The organism is Pediococcus damnosus, from assembly GCF_001611155.1.
Lineage (GTDB): Bacteria > Bacillota > Bacilli > Lactobacillales > Lactobacillaceae > Pediococcus > Pediococcus damnosus.
On the sequence record NZ_CP012294.1, the window covers coordinates 735,262 to 757,963 of the forward strand.

A 22,702-nucleotide genomic window follows, 5' to 3' on the forward strand; every position below is an offset into this window, starting at 1 on the left:
CATACTTTCGCTATAAACCTGTTTAATCAAAAATCAACTCAAACAATAACTGATTTCTATTCAACATTTTAAAAAAACATTCAGGCCAAATATCCACTTTTATAGTTACCCTTAGCCAACAATATGTTGAGTAATTTCTTCTAACTTTTCTTGATCCGAAAACTTTTCTCGAAGTAAATCTGGTAAAACCTCATTTAAAAAGTATTGGACAGAAGCCATGGATTTAAATTTTACAATTGTTGTTAGACTTTCTTTGTAAATTTCTTCGTAAGTTAATTCGGGATTTCCCTTTTGAATTTCTCCAAATGATTCGTACAACAAATCAATTTTATCTGCTACCGACAAAATTTTACCTTCTAAAGTTGAATCTTTTCCTTCAGATAGACGGCGGCGATAGGCAGTTCGAAACTCACTCGGAATTTCAGTATTTACAAAGCTTTCTGAAAGAGAATCCTCCACATCAGCCAACATTGCCCGTAATTTAGGTGTCGCATATTTCACCGGCGTTTTAATATCACCAATAAAACGCTCATTATAATCGTGATTTAGAGCTTTTTCATAAAGTGATTGCCAATTAATTGTTTGCCCACTGTTTTCTTCAACATCTCCAAGAAATTGCGCAATTTGAGCAACCTTAAAAGAATGCTCAGCTACAGAGTGTTTCTGATATTTAAAAATACCAGGGGCCCGGACCAATGTCTCTAAACTACTTAAACTTTTGATATACTGATGAATTCCCATGTGCAATCCCCCAATTAGTCTGTTTTAAGCCTCTATGAAATGATCAATTGCCTTTTCAAAATCAGCAACTTTTTGTTGAGCTGCTTTATTACTGTCTGCTGATGTCCCAATATAGAATTTAATTTTTGGTTCAGTTCCAGATGGTCGAATCGCAATCCATGTGCCATCCTTAAGTTGGTATTTAAGCACATTTGAAGTTGGTAATGCAATCTTTTTACTTGTTCCATCTGAATAAGTTGTTAACTGCTTTTCAAAATCTTCTAACGCAACAACTGGTTGATCCGCAAATTTAGCTGGCTTTTCTTCTCGGAATTTTGTCATTAAGGCACTCATCTGAGCTTTACCATCAACCCCAGGGAAATCTTTAGAAATGGTTTTTTCAGCATAATACCCATAAGTTTTAAACAGATCCTGCAAGCCATCATACAGCGTTTCTCCCTGTTTACGATAATAAGCCGCAATCTCTGCCAACATGACAATTCCTTGAATAGCATCCTTATCGCGAACAAACGGCTTGATTAAATAGCCATAGCTCTCTTCAAATCCGAACACAAAGGTATGGGCCTTAGTTGTCTCATAACTCTGAATTTGATCGGCAATAAATTTAAATCCGGTTAAAACGTTCACCATTTCAACGCCGTGGGCTTCAGCAATTTTAGTTGCCAATTCACTGGAAACAATTGATTTTACGGCAACCGCATTGTCAGGTAAGGTCCCGTTTTCTTGGCGGGCTGTTAAAATATAGTTCAACATTAAAGCTGCCATTTGATTCCCTGTAAGTAACTGATATTCACCATCAGGTTGACGAACTGCGGCACCCAACCGATCGGCATCAGGATCCGTAGCTACCAACAAATCAGCTTTCTGCTTTTTTCCAAGTTTAATTGCAAGATCAAACGTTTGCGCAAACTCTGGGTTAGGAAAAGGCGTCGTAATAAATTCAGGATCAGCAATAGCTTGTTCTGGCACAATTGTAAAATCACTAAACCCGGCATTTTGCAGTGCGCGGTTTCCCAAAACTTTTCCTGTTCCGTGCAAAGGAGTATAAATTAGTTTCATGTCAGCTCCATACTCGCTGATTAAATCTGGATTAATCGTAATTTGTTTGACTTCATTAAGGTAGGCCTGATCGACACCTTCACCAATTAAGGTTTCCATCCCGTTTTGCCGTAATTCATGTTCCTTAGCTACCGGAACATCAAATATATCGGTCACTTTTCGGATGTATTCTGTAATTTTATCAGATTCTTTAGGTGGCATTTGACCACCGTCAGGTCCATATATCTTGTAACCATTATATTGTTTAGGATTATGGCTAGCTGTAATCATAATTCCAGCGTAAGTTTTCAGATGACGAACCGTATAAGAAAGTTCAGGCGTTGGACGCATATCATCAAACACAAAACTAGGAATATGATGAGCTCCTAGAACATGCGCAGCTTCATGAGCAAATTCTTTTGAGTGATAACGGGAATCAAAACTAATTGCAACTCCTCGTTTTTTCGTTTTAGTATCCAACTCATCCATAAAGTTTGCGAGCCCCTCAGTAGCTTGGCGCACCGTGTAAATATTCATGCGATTAATTCCAGGTCCCATAACCCCACGCATTCCGGCCGTTCCAAACTCCATTGGTGCATAAAAAGCTTCTTCTAGTTTTGAATCCTGTCCTTCTAAATCATTTAACTCTTCTTTCAATCCTGGTTCTAAATCGTCACGCTTCAACCATGACTGATAGGTCTCTTTCCAACTCAAGTCGTTACCCCCAACTATTTGGCATATTTTTTGTTTTACAGCTTTAGTATACAACATTTACGATTGAAAATTGAAGCGTTTGCTTTGGTATAGACTAATCTTAAGGTTCCCACCCAATTTTAGTAAGTTGTGATTACCTCTGTAAGAGCCAAAAAAAAGCCTCAGGAAAAATCATTTCCCGAAACTCATCTTAAAATTAAAAATTAATAACCTAATTCATTTTTCTATTTAGCTGTTGCTTTAGCCTTTAAATCCTGGATATAAGAGAATACTTCCTGTCCTGCAATGCCACCCTCGCCAACTGCTGTTGCAATTTGACGTAAGTCTTTTTGACGCACATCACCAACTGCAAAAATTCCTGGTACTTTGGTACGCATGTGATCATCAGTTGGAATCCAACCATTTTCATCAAGAATTGGTAAGTTGTGTAGATTATCCGTCATTGCGTGATTGCCGACATAAATAAACACGCCAGAAGCCTCAATAAAACTATCCTCACCGGTTTTGTTATTATTAACCTTCACACCGGTTACTTTTTGATCATCGCCCACTACTTCGGTTACATTGCTGTCCCAGACAAACTCCATTTTAGGATTAGCAAATGCGCGTTCTTGTGTAATCTTTTGAGCACGTAATTCATTTCGACGATGAATAACGGTTACTTTTGAAGCCAATTGAGTGAGATAAATTCCCTCTTCAATTGCGGAATCACCACCACCAACAACAATCAGATGCATACCTTTAAAGAACGCACCATCACAGACTGCACAGTATGAAACGCCGCGGCCACTATAAGTATCTTCACCGGGAACTCCTAATTTTTTATATTCAGATCCAGTTCCAATCACAATTGCTTTGCCCGAAAATTCATCGGTATCTGTTTTGACTGTTTTTAAATCACCATGGTCCTCAATACTTTGAACACTGCCATAAGCATATTCGGCACCAAACTGAATTGAACTATCATACATATCTTTCGCTAAATCAGGTCCCAAAATTGATTTAAAACCCGTATAGTTTTCAATTGCTGCCGTATTATTCATCTGCCCACCATAAATGCCACGGTCTAACATTAAGACAGATAAATTGGCTCGTGAAGCATAAAGCGCGGTTGTCATCCCCGCTGGTCCTGCTCCAATAATAATGACATCATACTCTTTTGCCAAATGCTTGCACCTTCTCTTTCACGTTTTAACACAATATACTATTTTATTTTCTGAAAGTCTAGCGATTTGCTTACAAAAAGTTAGTTATATATCTACAGCATAAGCAAACTGGCAACATCAGAATTTTCTGATAATTGCCAGTTTGAATTACTTTTTTGTTTTTTTATTTAGATTTTTTTGTTGCTTTATCTTCTTCAGTTAATTCTGCACCCAATTGCTTAATATATGCTCGAAGTTCATCACGAACTTCTGGATGTTTCAAGCCATATTGAATGTTAGTTTTTAAGAACCCAAACTTATTTCCAACATCGTATCGTTTTCCAGTAAAGACATGGGCAAACACACGTTGAGTTTTATTGAGTTCATTAATTGCATCCGTCAACTGAACCTCATTACCCTTACCAGGTTTTTGATGTGCTAAAACATCAAATATTTCTGGTGTTAATAAGTAACGACCAATGATGGCATAGTCACTAGGTGCTTCTTCTGGACTTGGCTTTTCAACAAAGCTTTCAACATTAAATAAGTCAGATTTAATCTTGGCCTGAGGTTTAATTACCCCGTACTTTGAAACTTCCTTATGGGGAACCTGCATAACCGCCAAAGTTGATGCATGGGTTTCATCATAAGAATTCATCAATTGTTTGGTCAATGGAATTTTGTCTTCCATTAAGTCATCACCAAGCATAACTACAAAGGGTTCATCACCCACGAAATCCTTAGCCATCAACACAGCATCACCTAAACCACGGGGATGTGATTGACGAATGAAGTATAGATTAATATCCGTTGTTTCTTCAACCAATTTTAAAAGATTGTCTTTATGTTTAGCTTTTAAGTTATTTTCCAATTCAGGCACAGAATCAAAATGATCTTCAATAGCGCGCTTGCCCTTTCCGGTTACAATTAGAATATCTTCAATTCCTGCTTTTTTGGCTTCTTCAACAATGAATTGAATCGTTGGTTTATCAACAATCGGTAACATTTCTTTTGGTGAAGCCTTTGTTGCTGGCAAAAATCTTGTTCCTAATCCGGCTGCGGGAATAATAGCTTTTCTAACTCTTTCTGACATAAGTAAATCTCCTTTTATTTAAAAGCCTTTTAACTAGATGTTCTGTAAAAGTTGTCTTACTCCATTTCTGGTTTTCCTTCACGATCCATTAATTCATCAATCGCTGTTTTAACTTCTTTTCCGTTATACAAAACATCATAAATTGCGTTCGTAATTGGCATATCAATGTGGTTTTGGACAGCTAACTCGTATGCAGCTTGGGTTGAAGGAATTCCTTCAATAACCATTCCCATTGTATCAATAACCTCTTTTAAAGGCATTCCTTGACCAAGTTCATTGCCTGCACGCCAGTTCCGTGAATGGACACTTGTAGCTGTAACAATCAAATCACCCACACCGGATAAACCGATGAATGTTAATGGCTTTGCACCCATTGCGACACCAAGACGACTAATTTCAGCCAATCCACGGGTCATAAGGGCTGCTTTTGCATCATCACCATAACCTAATCCGTGTAAAGCTCCAGCTCCGATTGCAATTATATTTTTAAGTGCTGCGCCAGTTTCAACACCAATCACATCATCATTTGTGTAAACTCGGAAATATTTATTCATAAACAAATTTTGAACTTTTTTGGCAGCATCTTCATTTGAACTAGCTGCAGTAACCAAAGTGATATCCTTTTTAGCTACCTCTTCAGCATGACTTGGTCCTGAAAGCACAACGATTGCTTTGCGATTACGTTCTGGAATTTCTTCTTCCAAAACTTGAGAAAGACGTTTGTGTGTCCCCTGTTCGAGGCCTTTACTTGCATGCACAATAATTGGTTTGTTACCATTTTTTTCCAAAACCTCAACCATTTCATTGGCAACCAAACGCATAACCTTGGTTGGAACTACAAATAATACTACGGCAACGCCGTCAAGAGCTGCTTCAAGATCATCATAAGCAACTAACTTATCCGAATATTTAAATCCCGGAACATAATGTTCATTAGTGTGCTTCTCGTTTAATTCTTTAACTTGGTCGGATGCGTTTGACCAAACTCGAACGTCATTTCCGTTCTCTGTTAACAAATTGGCCAAAATACTACCCCATGAACCAGCACCTAATACCGCAATTTTCTCAGACATTAATATAACTCCTTATAATTAATCATTTCTTAGTTTACTTTTCTATTATCCAACATTCTCAGATATTACTCAACTTTTCTGAGGATTTAATTCGTTTCCATCCAAATACCAAGGGTTATCTGGCATTCTTTTTCGTCTAACTGCCCAAAGCACAATCCCGCCGAAAAACAAAATAGCTGATAAGAGTTGTGACACCCGAATGAAATTGCCAATCATCAAACTATCCGTTCGCATACCTTCGATGAAGAAACGACCGAATGAGTACCATATGACATAACTTAAGAAAACCTCTCCTTGTTTGAAGAGCCCCTTACGATGCCGGAAGCTTATAAGCAAGATAAATCCGAGAATGTCCCAAATTGACTCATACAAGAACGTCGGTTGCCGATAAGCACCATCAATAAACATTTGTTGCACGATAAAATTAGGAATATGTAAATTTTGTAAAAATTGAAGCGAAGTTATTCTTCCAAACGCTTCTTGGTTCATGAAATTACCCCAACGACCAATTCCTTGCGCCATTAAAACAACTGGACCTGCCACATCTAGCATCAACCAAACGGGGATCCATTTTGCTCGACAGAAGAAGAAAACGACCAATCCAGCACCAATTAAGGATCCGTATATCGCAATTCCACCATCCCAAATGGCAATAATCTGATCTAAATGTTTGGAATAATATGACCACTCAAAAATCACATAATAGGCCCGTGCAAATATTAACGCAAAGGGTAAGGCCCACAAAATCATATCATAAATATCATCCGAATCAATTCGCCGTTTATTGCCTTCCTGTACAGCTAAAAAAGTAGCAAGTACAACGGCACTGGCAATTATAATTCCGTACCAGTGAACTTCAATTGGTCCCAATTTTAATGCAATTGGGTTCAAAGCGCCTACTAATAAATTCACACCGCCATCTCCTGCTTAATTCTTTTTTGAATTATCTTTAATGAGCTCATTTAAGTTTTCATCAAAGACTTTGGTTGCATCGTATCCCATATTTTTAGCTCTGAAGTTCATCGCAGCTGACTCAATAATAACCGCTAAATTTCGACCAGTACGGACGGGGATAGTAATTCTAGGAATTTCAACATCGAAGAATTTACGTGTTTCCTGCCCATTTCCAAGCCGATCAAACTTTTTATCATCGCTCCAGTTTTCAAGATGCACAATCAGATTAATATCCGTTTCCGTTCTAACTGCACCAGCACCAAACAGATTCATGACATCAATAATACCAACTCCACGAATCTCTAACAAATGCCGTAAGATCTTTGGTGATTCACCAACCAAGGTTTGTTCATCTTGCTGATAAACGTCAACACGATCATCTGCAATCAACCGATGCCCCCTTTTAACCAATTCAAGCGCCGTTTCACTCTTACCAACACCAGAATCTCCAGTAATCAATACTCCAAGTCCATATATATCCACAAGTTCACCGTGGACAGACTGACGTTCAGCTAACTTTCCCTCAAGAAAGTTGGTCATATTACTCAACAATCGTGAAGTTGGCAAAGCGGAACCCAGAACTGGAATATTTTTTGCTTTCGCCGCCACTGTTAGTTCCTGTGGAATTGGTAGGCCTCGGGAAATCACGAACGCTGGCGTATCTTCATGCGCCATTCGTTGATAGATATCAAGGCGCTCATCACTCGTCATGCTACCTTTTGCATATGAAATTTCAGTTCGACCAAATAGTTGCACCCGTTCATGAGGATAAAAATTAAAATACCCGGTTAGTTCCAAACCGGGACGCGAGATATCACTTACAACAATATCTTTTTTATCTAAAAACTCTTTACCTGAATAAACATCAAGTCGGATCGATTTCACAAGCTCTGAAACCTTTACGCTATCTGCCAAAAGCATTGCCCCCTATCATTTTATAAAAAGTTATTTAGCACTTCTAATAAAGTAATTTGAAATAATCGCATTTAAAATAGACATTAGTATTGCAATCCACATAGTCATCCCGAACGATGAAAAATAGAAATTAGCGGGGCCAACCAACACTGAAGTTAGTTGCAAGATTAACGCATTGATTACAATGCTAAATAGTCCCAGTGTTAAGATCGTAATCGGTAAAGATATAAGCTGTAGAAAAGGTTTTATCGAAGCATTTAAAAATGCCAAAACTAAGCTAGCTCCAAGCGCTACCCAGACATTGGAGACTACAAAACTACCACTGTTTCGATAAAATCCTGCCAATGCAATAAATAAAATTGCATCAACTAGTACTCTTTGCCAAAACCTCATTTTAAAAACTACCTCCTCTAAATGTGTTATGCACCAAAAAGGCGATTTTTTGCTTTGCTACATAATGCATCATAGCTACACAACTCGCCTTTAAACCGCTCTCATTAATCCCGATGCTTAGTTGATGGATCGTCTTCTTCTTGCACATTTTTGATAACTTTTCGTTTTCGAGGCTTAGATTGTGCCCCTGGCTGGGTCTGGCCAAAACCTGAAAAGAAGTTTTCTGTAAATCCACTTGGCCGTTGCTCCTGGCTTTCAGGCATTAACCATGCAAGAAGCGCATAAATAATGACCCCGGGAATAAAATGGGTAACCATCGTAATTAGTACGAACACAAGCCGTACAATTGAAGCATCAATAGAAAAATAATCAGCAATCCCACCTAAAACACCGGATATCATGCGACTATTAGATTTTGTAAATTTTCGTTTTGAATTTGATTTCATGACTTATTCACCTCATGTTATTAATTAGTTATATTCTACTGCTTATGAAGCTTAATTGGCAAACTTAACCTCTACATATTAATTGGCAAGTCCTCTTCTATTATATACCTGCTAACCACATTAAGAGACTAAAACGCTACAATCTGCTTAATTGAAATTATACACAGACTTTTACACATATGCTATAAAAACTAAAAAACTTGATAGATTCTTAAATTCGCCTCCATCAAGCTATGTTTCATTAAATTATTTTACTTCCGGATGCTGGTCTGTTGTTAATTCCGTGATATGTCCTGTTTTGTTGTAAACAACCCACTCTGCAATATTACCAACGTGATCTCCAATTCGTTCTAAATAACTAGCAACCATTAAATAGCTTGTGCTGCCAGTAATTACTTTGGCATCCTCTTTCATGGATTGCACCGTTTTCTCGCGAACTCTCGCGTATTCGTCATCCACCTTTTGATTGTCCTTAGCAATTCTTTTTGCTTTAGTTGCATCCTCTTTTACATATGCATCCAATACTTCTTCCAACATTGAACGTACAGTATTAGTCATTTCTGCAATCTCGGTTTCAATTGATTTAACCCGATGCTCCCCCTTTAGCTCAATAGATTCCTTAGCAATTCCAACTGCATGATCACCAATTCGTTCCAACTCAGAACTAGCCTTCAATACAATGATAATTCTTCGGAAATCTGTTGCTACTGGTTGTTGGAGTGCAATTAGCATCAAAGCTTGATCTTCCAAATCAACTTCTTCTTCATTAATTTGTTCATCATGTTCAATAACTTGCTGGGCAAGAGCCTTGTCATGATCGATAAATGATTTTGAAGCTCGATAAATGGCCTCACTTACATTAATACCCATTTCCGTGAATTTTCCATGTAATTTTTTTAATTCATCTTCAAAAATTCCGCGCATATGAATAGCCTCCTTGTATTATCCAAATTTTCCGTTGAGATAGTCACTCGTAGATTCTTGCTTCGGTGCAATAAATAATTGCTTTGTTAAACCCGTTTCAACCAGTTTACCATCCAAGAAAAACGCAGTTCGATCTGATATTCGCGATGCCTGTTGCATATTATGTGTGACAATTGCAATGGTAAATTTATCCTGAATATCAAGCAACAAATCTTCAATCTTCCCTGCTGAAACTGGATCCAAAGCGCTTGTAGGTTCATCCATCAAAATGATTTCCGGCTGCACTGCTAAAACCCTGGCAATACAGATTCGTTGCTGTTGACCACCCGAAAAGGACAACGCATTATCATTCAATTTATCTTTCACTTCGTCCCAAACAGCCGCCTGTTTTAAACTTGTTTCGACTCTTTCTTGAATTAGTTTTCGATCTCGAATTCCAGCTAGCCTTAAGCCAAAGGCGACATTTTCAAAAACTGAAAAGGGAAATGGATTGGGTTGTTGAAATACCATCCCTACTTTTTTCCGTAACTCAACCACATCCGTTTTCGGACTATAGATATCTTTGCCATCCAGTTTAAAGCTCCCCGTAATCGTCACTCCCGGAGTCAGGTCATTCATGCGGTTCAAGCAACGTAAAAAGGTAGATTTTCCACTTCCTGAAGGCCCAATTAATGCCGTAATTTTTTGTTTTGGAAAATCCAGATCGATGCCGTGTAATGCTTCTTTGTCACCATAATATAAACGAACATTATGTGTGGTAATTACATTTACCATGCTTTTCTCTCCTTTGCAGGGACTTTATAAAACACTCTTTTTCCCCCAAAACATCTTCAAAACTACTTCATCCAAAATTTCCCGAAATATAATCTTCCGTAGCTTGAATTCGTGGTCTCGTAAAAATCCGTTCCGTTCGATCAAACTCCAAAATGTGACCCATGTGAAAGAACGCCGTATAGTCACTAATCCGGGAAGCTTGTTGCATGCTGTGAGTCACCATAATGATGGTATAGTTTTTTTGTAACTCTTGAAGTGCCTGCTCTAATTTTCCAGTTGAAATTGGATCTAACGCACTGGCAGGCTCGTCTAATAGCAAGACATCTGGGTTCATGGCTAAGGTACGGGCAATACAAAGTCGTTGCTGCTGACCACCGGAAAGATCCAAGGCACTCCGATTCAAATCATCCTTCACTTCATCCCAGAGTGCCGCTTGTCGCAAACTTTTTTCAACCCGCTGAGCAATATCCTGCTTATTTTTGATGCCAGATTTTCGAAGCGGATATGAAATGTTTTTAAAAATCGACTTGGCAAACGGATTGGGTCTTTGGAAAACCATTCCGACGTGCTTACGCATTTCATAAACATTAATTTCTGGTGTATTGATATCGATATCTTGATACATAATTTTCCCTTGCACAGTTGCAATGTCATCGTTCATTCGATTCAAGCATCGTAAAAAGGTAGACTTTCCGGATCCAGATGCACCAATCATTGCGGTAATTGCATTCTTCCGAAATTGTAACGTACCATCAAAAATCGCATGATTATCGCCATAAAATACCTGAAGATTTTCTGTTGATAATCCAATTTCTGTTTTTGTTGGATCAAATTTATGCACATAGTTGTCTGTTAGTGAATAAGTTTTCATCTGAAACACCTCATTTTATTTTGATGCCGTCACTTTCCGATAAATCCGATTGCCTAACCAGCGAGCAGAAAAATTAAAAATCAGGACTGCCAAAATTAAGACTGCGGATGCACCTGCGGAAACGGCACTGGCATCTGGCATGATTCCTTCAGAATTAATCTTCCAAATATGGACTGCTAAAGTTTCGGCCGGCCGCATGGGATTTAAAGGACTTGTTGGACTCAACGGGTTCCAGTTGGAAAAGTTTAAAATTGGAGCACTTTGTCCAGCTGTATAAATTAATGCAGCTGCTTCTCCGAAAATTCGGCCAGCGCTTAAAATAATGGCCGTTAATATTCCGGGTAATGCTTCCGGAAAAATAACTCCCAATACCGTTTGCCATCTGGAGAATCCTAACGCCAGTCCAGCTTCCCTTTGTAATTTTGGTACAGATGCTAATGAGTTTTCCACACTTCTCGTTAACAACGGAAGATTGAAGAAAGTTAATGCAATCGCACCTGATAAGATTGAAAATCCTAGTTTAAACTCAATCACAAACAATAAGAAACCAAAAAGTCCCACAACTACGGAAGGTAACGAGCTTAAAACTTCAATAGCAACCCGAATGGTACTTGTCACCCAATTTTGTGGTGCATATTCAAATAAATAGATCCCGGCGCCAAGTGCAATTGGAAAAGAAATCAAAAGGGTTAATACCAACAAATATAATGAATTAAATAGCTGATCACCAATCCCACCGCCCTTTAAAAAAGATTGTGAAGGTGATGTCAAAAAATGCCATGACACATGTGGCAGGCCAGTAACCAAGATATACCCAATTAGGGCGACCAAGATTAAGACAACCACACCAACTAAGAAACCAATAATTGCGGTGGCCAATTTATCAATTTTTTTAGCATTCATTTGGCCATCCTCCCTTTCTTCCCAATGTAACGAACAATCAAATTAAAGCATAGCGACATCAATAACAGAATGAGAGCTAGCGACCAAAGCGCATTGTTTGGTAACGTACCCATAACTGTATTTTCCATTCCCGTTGTCAGTACACTTGTTAATGTAGAGGCCGGTGAAATAAGATTGTGTGGCAGTAATGACGCGTTTCCAATAACCATTTGAACGGCAAGAGCCTCTCCAAAAGCTCGTGCCATCCCGAAGATAATCGCCGTTAATAAGCCTGGTATCGATGCCCGTAAAACAACTTTGTAAATTGTTTGCCAGCGAGTTGCCCCCAATGCCAATGAAGCCTCACGGTAAAAACGGGGAACTGCTCGTAAACTGTCCACATACATTGACGTAATTGTTGGAAGGACCATCACGAATAAAACCAATGTTCCTGAAAGGATTCCAAAACCAGTTCCACCGAATACCGTTCTAACTACTGGCACCACAATTGTGAGTCCCACAAAACCATAGACAACTGAAGGAATTCCGACTAATAATTCAATAACTGGCTGAAGAAATTTAGTTCCTCGGCGAGGTTCAATTTCTGTCATAAATAGCGCCATTGCAATCGCAAATGGTGTTGCCAAAACAGCCGAAAAAATTGTTACAGAAAACGAACCAACAATCATGGGAAGGGCACCAACCAATGGTGAGCCATTCTTATCAACTTGGCTAGGATTCCAATTTTGCTTCGTCAAAAAATCCCAGACGGACACGTGATCCTTGAAGAAAGTTGCTAACCCCCGCGAAGCTACTAAGTACAAGATTGATACCACTAACAAACCAATTAAAAATGTACAAAAGAAAGCAATTGCTTTGCCATAACGATCTTGCTTAGTTGCTTTAGAAGAATGTGTCAACTGCCGTTTAATATCTTCCAAATTGATTACGCCCCTTTCTTCAAATCATGAACTTTGCCGTGACGATCACGGGTGACTTTCATATCATGCGTAGAAATATACCCTAAATTAGTAATTAACTCTTTTTGATTTTTTGGTGATTGAATATAATCTAAAAATTGTTGAGTGGGTCGATTAGGTTTTCCTTTTGTGTACATATGCTCGTAAGACCAAATTGACCAGCGATTATCGATCACATTTTTAGCCTTAGGTGCCACATGATTAAGATTCAACGCTCTGACCTGATCGTTTACGTAGGAAAACGAAGTGTAACTAATTGCACCTGGGGTTGCCGCCACAATTTTTTGAACCGTTCCGTTTGAGTCTTGTTCTTGAGAACGCACGGCCTTCTTGTTACCAAGCACACTTGTCTCAAACGCGCTTCGAATTCCGCTTCCTTGAGCACGGTTAATTACGGTTATTTTTTGGTTTTTACCACCAACTTGCCGCCAATTTGTCACCTTACCACTAAAAATTTGTGTAAGCTGCTGCATACTTAAGTTTTGAACCGATACTTTTTTATTGACGATCGGTGTAATTCCCACCACCGCCACCTTATGATCAACCAGTGCATACGATTTGATTCCAGTCTGATTTTCTGCAAAAACATCTGAATTTCCGATGGTGACTGCGCCGGCCTGAACTTGACTTAGTCCCGTCCCAGAACCACCACCTTGAACTGTAATATTAATTTTGGGATTAGCCATTTGAAAACTGCTCCCCGCTCGTTCAACTAGGGGTTGTAATGCAGTGGATCCTACAACTGTAATGGATTGATTATTCTTTGCTCCACATCCTGCCAGTCCAATCAAACCAACTAACAAAGCAAAAGCCAGCCCTGCAACTCGTTTCATCATCTCAACTCCTCTCAACACCTCAATCACAAGTTTATCAACCATGTGTTTAGCTATCGTGTTGTTCGTGTAAAGATTGTGTAAAGATACAAAAAAATCCACATTCAGAATTTTGTTCTTCCAAATATGGATACAATTATTTAATTTCAATTTCAAGCTGCTGTCATTTGAATCTAGCTCTATAGCTCTGTATGTGGTTGCAAAACCTTGGGAAACGATAGAATAAATTGAGATCCCTTCCCAGGTTCGGAATTAAGATGAATTTCTCCACCTAAATTTTTGACACTTTCTGCAACAATAGGTAGTCCTAAGCCGGTTCCACTAATCATTTCACCAGGCTTATCGGCAGTCACCCTATAAAAACGTTCAAAAACTTTGTGCTGATTTTCTGGAGCAATTCCAATTCCGTTATCCTGCACAATTAGTTCCCATCGATTCTTTTTTTCTGTATACGAAAGTGTCACGTTACCTTGGGGACGATTGTACCGAATTCCGTTGGCCACAAGATTTTTAATAATTTGACCTAATTGTTCTTTATTCGTTTGCACTTTGGTTCCTTTAGGAATTTGATTGGAAACCTGCACTTGATGCAGTCGCATTCCTCTGTGTAACACATCAATTTCTTCTTGACCCAAGGTTGCCAAGTCACACTCTTCAACCTCTAAGGATCTTTGCCCATCCCATTGGGTTTGCGAAATTGATAAAATATCTTCACTTAGATGAACGAGCTTACGACTTTCTTTTTGAATAATTTTCAAGAATTCATCCAATTTGTCGGGATCATTTTTAGCACCATTCATTAATGTCTCTGCGAATCCCGATATTGCCGTAATTGGAGTTCGCAACTCGTGGCTGGCATTGCTAACAAAGTTTAGCTGCATTTGTTCAACTGTCCACGCCTCAGTAATATCATAAAGCAAAACAACAACTTCAAAACGGTGATGGACTTGTTTATTATAAACAACCATCGCCTCAACAACTTTTTCACTCGGTTCACGTTTTAAATGAATTGTTTGATGCTGGTCCTTTTTAGTTTCAAAGGTGCGTTCAATCAAATCTTGAAGATCAGCTTGTTTGATATCCATTTTATAAGGATGCGGATCAGTCTTGATTTGTAATTGTAGTAAATCGACCGTAGCCGGATTTGCCAACTGAACCTCCCGGTGACGATTAATAACTAAAATTCCCACTGGTAAATTATTCACAATCGCTTTTAATTCGTTCCCCTGGTTAGTTAAGTTGTGAATTTGGTGCCGATCATGAGATTCAATTTTATTAACGGTCATCGTTAATTCATAAAACGGATCATCTTTTGGCAAAACAATTTGACTAGCCTTTTTACCCTTTAAAACTTCTTGCAACTTCTCGTTCAAGGCATCTTGACGTAACTGAGATTGGCGTAAATTGCTGTAATAAACAACAACTTCAATCGAGGTTACAAATATTGTGATGGCAAACAATAAAACATAGTTAATTTCATTTGCACTAAAACTATGTTGTCCCTTTTGAACCGCTTTTAATACTAAAAACGCCATCAAAAGATTTCCTATCAAACTCGTTAAAGAAAAACGTACGGTTCTATTCAGCATTCTTTTTTGTGTTGAACTCATAGCCAAAGCCTCTCACTGTTAAAATTAATTTTGGATTTTTCGGATCATCTTCAATTTTATCACGTAAATGACTCACGTGAATGTCAACCATGCGTGTTTGTCCTGCATAGTCGTAACCCCAAACCGCATTTAAAATCGTATCCCGATTTAGAACATGATTTGCATGCTCCCATAGGTAGTCAAGTAGTTTAAATTCATTTGGTGTTAAAGCAACTTTCTTATGGCCCTTAAACACTTCATAACGCTCTTGATCAAGAACTAATTGTCCAACTGTTTTGCGTTTTGTTTCTACCTTTGTTGAAATATCTTTATGGTGACTATTTTGTGTTCGCCGTAAAATAGCTTTAATTCGCGCCACTAATTCCCGCGGACTGAAAGGCTTGGTTAAATAATCATCCGCTCCAATTTCAAAACCAACTATTTTATCTAGCTCATTATTCTTAGCAGTTAGAATTAGGATTGGAATTTCTTTTTGCGTTGTTCGAATTCGTTTAATCGTTTCTAACCCATCAATCCCTGGCAACATTAAATCCATAATCACAAAATTCGCCTGATTTTTTTGTAACCAATCTAAAGCTTCAAGACCAGTAGAAACACTGGCCACTTCGAAACCAGCATCTTTTAGGTTATACGTAATTAGTTTCACAATTGAAGGCTCATCATCAACTATCAGAATTTTTTCATTCATTAATTTTGCCTCCATTTGTTTGTAAAACTAAACTATTGCGGATTTTCCTGTTGCAGTTTCCATTGTAAATAGGCATCGATAAATCCATCTAAATCACCGTCCATGACAGCTTGTACATTGGCCGTTTCGTAATTGGTTCGATGATCTTTAACCATTGAATATGGATGAAAAACGTAGGACCGAATTTGCGACCCCCACCCAATATCTAACTGTTTTCCTTCAATGGCAGCACGTTTCTCTGCTTTTTTCTGTTCTTCACGTTCATAAAGTTTGGCCCGTAACATAGACATTGCTGTCTGCCTATTTTGAAGTTGAGAACGTTGTGCTTGACTTGCAACTACAATTCCTGTTGGTAAATGAGTGATTCGAACCGCCGATGAAGTTTTATTGATATGCTGACCACCAGCACCACTAGATCTGTAAACATCCACACGCAAATCATCAGGATTAATGTTGATTTCCACAGAATCATCCAATTCCGGCATCACATCCACTGATGCAAATGATGTATGGCGCCGACCAGCAGAGTCAAATGGGGAAATTCGAACTAATCGGTGAACACCTTTTTCAGAAAGTAAGTAACCATATGCGTTGTGTCCACTAATCACGACACTAACACTATTAAGCCCAGCAACATCGCCTGCCTGATAGTCTTCAATTGACACAGTAAACTGATGTTTTTCAGCCCAACGTGTGTACATGCGTAACAACATGGCACCCCAGTCCTGAGATTCAGTCCCACCGGCACCTGGATGAATTTCTAGAATTGCATTATTAGCATCGTACTTTCCATTAAGCAATAAGCCTAATCGATATTGTCGTAAAGCTTTCTGGGTGCTCTCAAAGTTTTTTTCAAATTCTTGCTGCATATCTGAATCAGCTTCCGCTTCAAGCAATTCTTCTGCTACAGCTAAATCTTCTACCTGTGATTTCAGGCTATGAAATTGATCATATTTTTGTTTTAAAATATTGGTCTCATCAATAAGCTTTTGCGCTTTTTTTTGATCATTCCAAAAATCAGGCTCTCCCATTTTTGATTCATTAATCGATATATTTTCACTTAATTTATCGAAGTCAAAGTGACCTCCTAAAGTCATCGACTTCTTCTTGCATTTGTTTAATTTGTTTTTTTGCTTCGCTTAATTCCATTTTGTTAAACCCCTTAAATATTTCTGCAAAAAAGGATTGGAATCAAAACACTATGTTTTGGCCAATCCTCCTCTGTGACGTATTTTACTTAATTTATCTTTGAATGTTCTGACGAATCTCAGACTTCAAGAATAATCGAGTTGCATCGTACTCAATATCTGATACCATCTCTTCAAACATCCGATAACCATCTTGCTGATATTCAACCAATGGATTTAGTTGCCCATAGCCACGAAGGCCAATTGATTGACGCAACTGGTCCATCGCATCAATATGTTCTGTCCAATGAGAATCAACCACTCGTAAGATTACAACTTTTTCAAATTCCAGCATTTGAGCAGGATCATAAAGTTGCTTTTCTTTCTGGGTATAAATTTCTTTGGCTCGACCTAATAAATAGCTCTTGACTTCATCAGGTGTCTTACCTGTTAAATCATCTAATGAAATCGTATCCTCATTGACCATGTTAGATTTTGCAAAATCTAAAATTGTTTCTAAATCCCACTTATCTTTTTCTGTGCCTTGCATGTGAACATCCACAACTTGGTCAACGGTCCGCTGAATCATTGGAACCATTACATCCTTTAATGAAGTCTTGGCCAAGATAACTTCTTGACGTTCACCATAAATGACCTCACGTTGAGCCCGCATTACATCATCATACTGCAAAACGTTTTTACGTGAATCATAGTTATTTCCTTCTACTCGTTTTTGAGCAGATTCTACTTGTTTGGTAATCATGCGACTTTGAATAACAGCATCATCATCAGAAACCTTCATACGATGTAATAAGTTTTTGATTCGTTCTGAACCAAAACGAATCATCAAATCATCTTCCAATGACAAGTAAAACTGTGACATACCAGGATCACCTTGACGACCAGAACGGCCACGCAACTGATTATCAATCCGTCGTGACTCATGACGTTCAGTTCCGATTACAGCCAATCCACCCAAATCTGTAACACCAGGTCCTAATTTAATATCAGTCCCTCGACCAGCCATATTAGTCGCAATTGTAACTGCGCCCTTTTGGCCCGCATTGGTAATGATTTCAGCTTCTTTGGCATGATTTTTCGCATTTAAAACAACATGGGGAATTTTTTCTTCATCCAATAGATGGGAAAGATGCTCAGAAGTTTCGACCGCAACCGTACCAATTAACATCGGTTGACCCTTGGCATGCAATTGTTTGATTTCCTTTATAACTGCTCCAAACTTACTTTCCAATGTTGGATAGAGCAAGTCAGGACGATCATCACGGATCATTGGCCGATTGGTTGGAATTGAAATAACTTCCATATTATAAATTTCTCGGAATTCATCTTGTTCCGTTTTGGCAGTACCAGTCATCCCGGCTAATTTATGATACATCCGGAACAAGTTCTGATAAGTGATGTTAGCCATAGTTTTAGTTTCTTCTTGAATCTCAACATTTTCCTTAGCTTCAATCGCTTGATGTAAGCCATCAGAAAAACGCCGGCCTTCCATAACTCGTCCAGTAAACTTGTCAACGATAAGTGCTTCGCCATCTTGGACAACGTAATCCTTATCTTTTAACATAATATAATTAGCGCGTAATGCCTGATCAAGATGATGGGTCAATGAAGCATTATCAACATCATATAAGTTCTTTAAGTTGAAATATTTTTCGGCTTTTTCAATACCCTTATCAGTTAGAGAAATTGATTTAGATTCCCAATCAATTTTATAATCTTTATCAACTGTTAATGTCTTTGCAAAACGGTCTGCCCGCTTATACATATGAGTACCGTTTTCGGATTGTCCAGAAATAATTAATGGTGTTCGCGCTTCATCGATTAAAATGGAATCCACTTCATCAATAATGGCATAACTGAGAGGCCGTTGAACCATATCCTCTTTGTAGACCACCATATTATCTCGCAAATAATCAAACCCAATTTCACTATTGGTTGAATAGGTAATATCAGCAGCATATGCAGCCCGTTTTTCTTCAGGTGATTTTTCGGCTACATTCAATCCAACACTTAAACCTAACCAGTTATACAACTCACCCATTTCCGTCGCATCACGACCAGATAAGTATTCATTAACTGTTACAACGTGGACTCCTTTACCAGCAAGGGCATTCAAATAAACCGGCATGGTTGCTGTCAAAGTTTTACCTTCACCAGTTTTCATTTCGGCAATGTCACCTTCATGTAAAACAATTCCACCCATGATTTGAACATGGAATGGAAACAAACCAAGGACTCGCTTTGCTCCCTCACGAGCAACCGCAAATGCCTCAGGTAAAATATCGTCAAGCGTTTCCCCATCTTTTAAACGTGCCTTAAAAGCTGGCGTCTTGGCCTGTAAGTCAGCATCTGATAACTGACTGTATTCATCTTTGTATGCTTCAACTTTATCTGCTAAACGATCCAAACGCTTTTGCACACGTTTGTCACTTTCAACCCATTTCTTTAATAGATTAGCCATTCAATAGTTCCTCTCTTAAATCTAGACTATTTTTATTTTTAAATTACATATTTATTATTCCAAACTCTTGTAGACCATATAGTATTTTAACATTATTAAGACCATTTTTAAACAAAATAGTTAAGAGTCCAGACAGGTATTGAATAAGTGACTAATTTTATGTACCAAAAAAGAACTGAAACAGGTCTAAGTAAACTTGGACTCTCTCCAAATTCAGCTTTAAATCTGTTCAGCTCTTTGTTTTATTCGTTTATATAATTAGTCGTCTGATTCAATCAAACCATACCGACCATCATTGCGTCGATAAACAATGTTAACTTCATCAGTTTCTGCATCTTGATAAATAAAGAAGTCATGGTTTAACATATCCATTTGTAAAACAGCTTCTTCACTATCCATTGGTTTGAGTGAAACACGTTTGGTACGAACAATATCAAACTTCGAATCCTTTGAATCAGATTCGTCACTATCATCCACATCAAGATCGGCACCTGGAACCTCAACGCCTTTATAACCTTTTTCACGGGATTTACGATTAATTTTTGTCTTGTATTTGCGGATTTGGCGTTCCAACTTATCAGTTACCAAATCAACACTTGCATACAGATCAGGTGATGTTTCTTCAGCTCTCAGTACTAAATATGGAAGTGGGATCGTAACCTCAACCTTAGCTGTCTTATCCGGATGAACCTTGAGGTTTACATGCGCCTTAGCATTCAAACTATTATCAAAATATTTTTCTAGTTTGCTAATGCGTTTTTCCACATAATTTCTAATTGCTTCTGTCACTTCAATATTTTCGCCACGTACATTAAAATCAAGCATAAATTTTCTCTCCCTTCAGTAGCAAGCATTTGTGCTCGCCCAAACACGATATCGAAAGGACCACTCTTCTAATATCTTGCTTAGTTCCATTATAAATGAAACCGCTCTTTTAAACAAATAAAAAACAAAATTTTTTTAATTGTTATCGACAAAGGGTTACACTCTCTACCCGATCGGATCCTTGCCTATACAAAGTTTCGGCCGCATGGCGAAGCGTTCTCCCTGTCGTATAAACATCATCAATTAAAAGAATCTTTTTGTTTTCTATCTGTTGCCGACATTCTACATCAACATAAAAATGATTACCAGTTTGCAAACGTTCGTTTCGTTTCTTCTGAGATTGCCGTTTTTCATCTCGGTCCCTTTTCATGTAAAGAACCTCATTATTTGATAAGTCTCCCATCAATCCTAGTACCTGATTGAACCCCCGCGTAGTCCACGTAGTTTTATCAATCGGTAGTGCCACAATTAAATCAAAAACAGCAAATTTTTTAATAAATTGCGAAAATTTGGTATCAAATACATGCCTTAATTGATAATCTCCTTGAAATTTGTAAGCATGCATATAAGCCTTCATCGCTTCATCATACTGATACAAGGCATGATTTATATAGTAATATGAACCATTTGCCTGCCACTTTTGGCAATCTTTACACACGTTTTGTGATTCCTGTTGTCTTCCACACTTTGGGCATGCAGAGGCTTCGTCGATTTCATGAAATGTTTTCTGACACGCCATACAGATAGTTTCGGTTTTTGATCTTTGCGGCATCATTAAATAACTCAGCGTCCATGACAACCGAATCATGCTATGACAGATTAGACACTGCATATGCGTCCTCCTTTGCTTTATGATTCACAAATTTGATTTGCCGTTGGGCCTGTTTAATTGAACGGGAAATACCGTTACAAATAAATAAAACCGTCCCGGTTGGCCGTTTAGGATTTCGGCCAACTCTCCCAGCAATTTGGACTAATGCAGACGAAGAAAAAGTCCCATCATCGGCGCCCAAAACACATACGTCAATTTTAGGAAAAGTTACGCCCCGTTCTAAAATTGTTGTGGTTATGAGCCCCGCAATCCTGCCATCCCGCATCAATTGCACCTTCTCTAGTCGGTGCTCATCTGCGGAAAAAACGGTTGTCAGTTTTAAATCAGGAAACTCTTTATTAATTGCCTTTAGCACTACCGCTAGTTGATTAATATGAGGTACAAATACCAAAAATTGGCGCTTGGCTTGTTGGCAATTAGTAAGAAAAGTTTTAAGTGCCTTTGGTAATCTTTTGTTTTTAACTTTTTTCCACCAATTAAAAACTAACTTTGTTTTAATTTCAGGTAAGGGAAAGCCATGAAAGCGTTGTGGCAAGTAGCTTACACCCAATTGCTTTTGCCTAACTTTTTTCAATAAAATATCACCAGGCGTAGCTGTTAGATATAAACACATTCCGGTTTGTTTCTTAGCCTGTTTGGTTGCATACAACAATTGGGCATTTTGTGCATATGGAAAAGCATCCACTTCGTCAATGATCAAAACATCAAATGCGTGGTAAAATCTTAGTAGTTGATGGGTTGTGGCAATTGTGAGCTGCGCATAATGATAAGGATCAGTTTGATGTCCGTGTAATAAAGCAATGTCGACATCCTGAAATGCGGCTTGTAAGCGCGGAAATAATTCCAAACACACATCCACTCGTGGAGACGCTAAACAAACCCGTTTTCCAGTTTGAAGTGCATCATTAATCCCGGGAAACAACATTTCTGTCTTTCCGGCTCCAGTCACGGCCCACAACAGATGATCTTGACTAAGATTAAAGGCACGCAAAACCTCTTCTGAGCATCTTTTCTGACTTGGTGTGAGTTCTCCTTGCCACGTTAAATAAGTATCTAAAATTTCAAATTGATTGGGCTCTTCCAGAGTCACAAAATTTTCTAATGTTGAAACTCGTCCCAACTGAATACAAGCTGAACAATAAAATTCATTTTGTGGAAGCGCCGCCACCTGTTTATCATGCCATGTATGACATCGCAAACAGCGAACCCGCGTCTCGGCAATTTGCATAGTTGGCAATTTTTTAAAACTAGTTTCCAAGTTTGTCCAATCACGTGGCATTAAGACCAGCCGTCCAAAAAATTCTGATTTATCCATTTATTCTCCTCAGGTTTAAAATACGCAAAAGAAAGGAATTATTTTTT

22 protein-coding genes are annotated in these 22,702 nt (G+C 38.3%); all 22 read right to left on the minus strand.

The genetic code is table 11. The features are described from left to right. Positions 1-111: 111 nt before the first annotated feature. The 22 genes from ADU73_RS03550 to ADU73_RS03655 all read right to left on the minus strand — a co-directional run bounded on the left by ADU73_RS03550 (position 112) and on the right by ADU73_RS03655 (position 22,655). The gene (locus tag ADU73_RS03550) at positions 112-741 is read right to left on the minus strand and encodes a YfbR-like 5'-deoxynucleotidase (protein ID WP_046871915.1); all 630 of its coding nucleotides are present in this window, start codon (positions 739-741) and stop codon (positions 112-114) included. A gap of 24 nt (positions 742-765) precedes the next feature. Continuing rightward, positions 766-2,493, minus strand: a complete 1,728-nt coding sequence (locus ADU73_RS03555) for a phospho-sugar mutase (RefSeq protein ID WP_046871914.1) — start codon at positions 2,491-2,493, stop codon at positions 766-768. A gap of 224 nt (positions 2,494-2,717) precedes the next feature. Further along, positions 2,718-3,659, minus strand: a complete 942-nt coding sequence (gene trxB, locus ADU73_RS03560; RefSeq protein WP_046871913.1) for a thioredoxin-disulfide reductase — start codon at positions 3,657-3,659, stop codon at positions 2,718-2,720. A 163-nt stretch (positions 3,660-3,822) separates the two neighbouring features. Continuing rightward, on the minus strand, positions 3,823-4,731 hold the full coding sequence (gene galU, locus ADU73_RS03565; RefSeq protein ID WP_046871912.1) for a UTP--glucose-1-phosphate uridylyltransferase GalU: 909 nt from the start codon (positions 4,729-4,731) through the stop codon (positions 3,823-3,825). Positions 4,732-4,787: 56 nt separating this feature from the next. Continuing rightward, on the minus strand, positions 4,788-5,804 hold the full coding sequence (locus ADU73_RS03570) for an NAD(P)H-dependent glycerol-3-phosphate dehydrogenase (protein ID WP_062913184.1): 1,017 nt from the start codon (positions 5,802-5,804) through the stop codon (positions 4,788-4,790). A gap of 69 nt (positions 5,805-5,873) precedes the next feature. Beyond that, positions 5,874-6,716 (minus strand): prolipoprotein diacylglyceryl transferase, encoded by an 843-nt coding sequence (lgt, locus tag ADU73_RS03575; RefSeq protein WP_046871910.1) that lies wholly within the window; start codon positions 6,714-6,716, stop codon positions 5,874-5,876. A gap of 15 nt (positions 6,717-6,731) precedes the next feature. After that, a complete protein-coding gene (gene hprK / locus ADU73_RS03580; protein WP_046871909.1) occupies positions 6,732-7,673 on the minus strand; it encodes an HPr(Ser) kinase/phosphatase in 942 nt (313 codons plus the stop codon). A gap of 30 nt (positions 7,674-7,703) precedes the next feature. Next, positions 7,704-8,066, minus strand: a complete 363-nt coding sequence (locus ADU73_RS03585) for a phage holin family protein (RefSeq protein WP_046871908.1) — start codon at positions 8,064-8,066, stop codon at positions 7,704-7,706. A 104-nt stretch (positions 8,067-8,170) separates the two neighbouring features. Continuing rightward, a complete protein-coding gene (locus ADU73_RS03590) occupies positions 8,171-8,512 on the minus strand; it encodes a PspC domain-containing protein (protein WP_056986246.1) in 342 nt (113 codons plus the stop codon). 246 nt (positions 8,513-8,758) lie between these two features. Then, positions 8,759-9,436, minus strand: a complete 678-nt coding sequence (phoU, locus tag ADU73_RS03595; RefSeq protein WP_046871906.1) for a phosphate signaling complex protein PhoU — start codon at positions 9,434-9,436, stop codon at positions 8,759-8,761. Positions 9,437-9,454: 18 nt separating this feature from the next. Then, positions 9,455-10,210 (minus strand): phosphate ABC transporter ATP-binding protein PstB, encoded by a 756-nt coding sequence (gene pstB / locus ADU73_RS03600; protein ID WP_046871905.1) that lies wholly within the window; start codon positions 10,208-10,210, stop codon positions 9,455-9,457. A 67-nt stretch (positions 10,211-10,277) separates the two neighbouring features. Then, complete coding sequence (gene pstB / locus ADU73_RS03605) at positions 10,278-11,081, minus strand: phosphate ABC transporter ATP-binding protein PstB (RefSeq protein WP_046871904.1); 804 nt, start codon at positions 11,079-11,081, stop codon at positions 10,278-10,280. A gap of 15 nt (positions 11,082-11,096) precedes the next feature. Then, positions 11,097-11,984, minus strand: a complete 888-nt coding sequence (pstA, locus tag ADU73_RS03610) for a phosphate ABC transporter permease PstA (protein ID WP_046871903.1) — start codon at positions 11,982-11,984, stop codon at positions 11,097-11,099. Continuing rightward, a complete protein-coding gene (pstC, locus tag ADU73_RS03615) occupies positions 11,981-12,904 on the minus strand; it encodes a phosphate ABC transporter permease subunit PstC (protein ID WP_062913185.1) in 924 nt (307 codons plus the stop codon). Before pstC ends, pstA begins: the two co-directional genes overlap by 4 nt. A 5-nt stretch (positions 12,905-12,909) precedes the next feature. Next, positions 12,910-13,776, minus strand: a complete 867-nt coding sequence (locus ADU73_RS03620) for a phosphate ABC transporter substrate-binding protein PstS family protein (RefSeq protein WP_046871901.1) — start codon at positions 13,774-13,776, stop codon at positions 12,910-12,912. Positions 13,777-13,955: 179 nt separating this feature from the next. Further along, positions 13,956-15,311, minus strand: a complete 1,356-nt coding sequence (locus tag ADU73_RS03625) for an ATP-binding protein (protein ID WP_158509293.1) — start codon at positions 15,309-15,311, stop codon at positions 13,956-13,958. A gap of 43 nt (positions 15,312-15,354) precedes the next feature. Continuing rightward, entirely contained in the window at positions 15,355-16,074 is a 720-nt protein-coding gene (locus tag ADU73_RS03630; RefSeq protein ID WP_056986387.1) for a response regulator transcription factor, read from the minus strand. A gap of 32 nt (positions 16,075-16,106) precedes the next feature. Beyond that, a protein-coding gene (gene prfB, locus ADU73_RS03635; RefSeq protein WP_192868910.1) for a peptide chain release factor 2 occupies positions 16,107-17,223 on the minus strand; the annotation gives its coding sequence in 2 pieces (ribosomal slippage) (positions 16,107-17,150 and positions 17,152-17,223; 1,116 coding nt in all). A 93-nt stretch (positions 17,224-17,316) separates the two neighbouring features. Continuing rightward, positions 17,317-19,683: a preprotein translocase subunit SecA gene (gene secA, locus ADU73_RS03640; RefSeq protein ID WP_062913186.1), complete on the minus strand. Its 2,367-nt coding sequence runs from the start codon at positions 19,681-19,683 to the stop codon at positions 17,317-17,319. A gap of 258 nt (positions 19,684-19,941) precedes the next feature. Further along, positions 19,942-20,508 (minus strand): ribosome hibernation-promoting factor, HPF/YfiA family, encoded by a 567-nt coding sequence (hpf, locus tag ADU73_RS03645; RefSeq protein WP_046871896.1) that lies wholly within the window; start codon positions 20,506-20,508, stop codon positions 19,942-19,944. A gap of 142 nt (positions 20,509-20,650) precedes the next feature. Next, positions 20,651-21,316: a ComF family protein gene (locus ADU73_RS03650; protein WP_158510931.1), complete on the minus strand. Its 666-nt coding sequence runs from the start codon at positions 21,314-21,316 to the stop codon at positions 20,651-20,653. A gap of 1 nt (position 21,317) precedes the next feature. Continuing rightward, positions 21,318-22,655 carry an ATP-dependent helicase ComFA gene (locus ADU73_RS03655; RefSeq protein WP_062913187.1) on the minus strand — a complete coding sequence of 446 codons (1,338 nt, stop codon included), beginning with the start codon at positions 22,653-22,655 and terminating at the stop codon, positions 21,318-21,320. Between the last annotated feature and the right edge of the window lie 47 nt (positions 22,656-22,702).

Bases quoted from the DNA above. Each gene is read 5' to 3' on its own strand.
- pstB (WP_046871904.1), bottom strand. From the start codon at position 11,081: ATGAAAACTTATTCACTAACAGACAACTATGTGCATAAATTTGATCCA.
- ADU73_RS03625 (WP_158509293.1), bottom strand. From the start codon at position 15,311: ATGGCGTTTTTAGTATTAAAAGCGGTTCAAAAGGGACAACATAGTTTT.
- ADU73_RS03650 (WP_158510931.1), bottom strand. From the start codon at position 21,316: ATGATTCGGTTGTCATGGACGCTGAGTTATTTAATGATGCCGCAAAGA.
- ADU73_RS03630 (WP_056986387.1), bottom strand. From the start codon at position 16,074: ATGAATGAAAAAATTCTGATAGTTGATGATGAGCCTTCAATTGTGAAA.
- hpf (WP_046871896.1), bottom strand. From the start codon at position 20,508: ATGCTTGATTTTAATGTACGTGGCGAAAATATTGAAGTGACAGAAGCA.
- pstA (WP_046871903.1), bottom strand. From the start codon at position 11,984: ATGAATGCTAAAAAAATTGATAAATTGGCCACCGCAATTATTGGTTTC.
- ADU73_RS03620 (WP_046871901.1), bottom strand. From the start codon at position 13,776: ATGAAACGAGTTGCAGGGCTGGCTTTTGCTTTGTTAGTTGGTTTGATT.
- galU (WP_046871912.1), bottom strand. From the start codon at position 4,731: ATGTCAGAAAGAGTTAGAAAAGCTATTATTCCCGCAGCCGGATTAGGA.
- ADU73_RS03655 (WP_062913187.1), bottom strand. From the start codon at position 22,655: ATGGATAAATCAGAATTTTTTGGACGGCTGGTCTTAATGCCACGTGAT.
- ADU73_RS03585 (WP_046871908.1), bottom strand. From the start codon at position 8,066: ATGAGGTTTTGGCAAAGAGTACTAGTTGATGCAATTTTATTTATTGCA.
- ADU73_RS03550 (WP_046871915.1), bottom strand. From the start codon at position 741: ATGGGAATTCATCAGTATATCAAAAGTTTAAGTAGTTTAGAGACATTG.
- pstB (WP_046871905.1), bottom strand. From the start codon at position 10,210: ATGGTAAATGTAATTACCACACATAATGTTCGTTTATATTATGGTGAC.
- ADU73_RS03570 (WP_062913184.1), bottom strand. From the start codon at position 5,804: ATGTCTGAGAAAATTGCGGTATTAGGTGCTGGTTCATGGGGTAGTATT.
- secA (WP_062913186.1), bottom strand. From the start codon at position 19,683: ATGGCTAATCTATTAAAGAAATGGGTTGAAAGTGACAAACGTGTGCAA.
- phoU (WP_046871906.1), bottom strand. From the start codon at position 9,436: ATGCGCGGAATTTTTGAAGATGAATTAAAAAAATTACATGGAAAATTC.
- ADU73_RS03590 (WP_056986246.1), bottom strand. From the start codon at position 8,512: ATGAAATCAAATTCAAAACGAAAATTTACAAAATCTAATAGTCGCATG.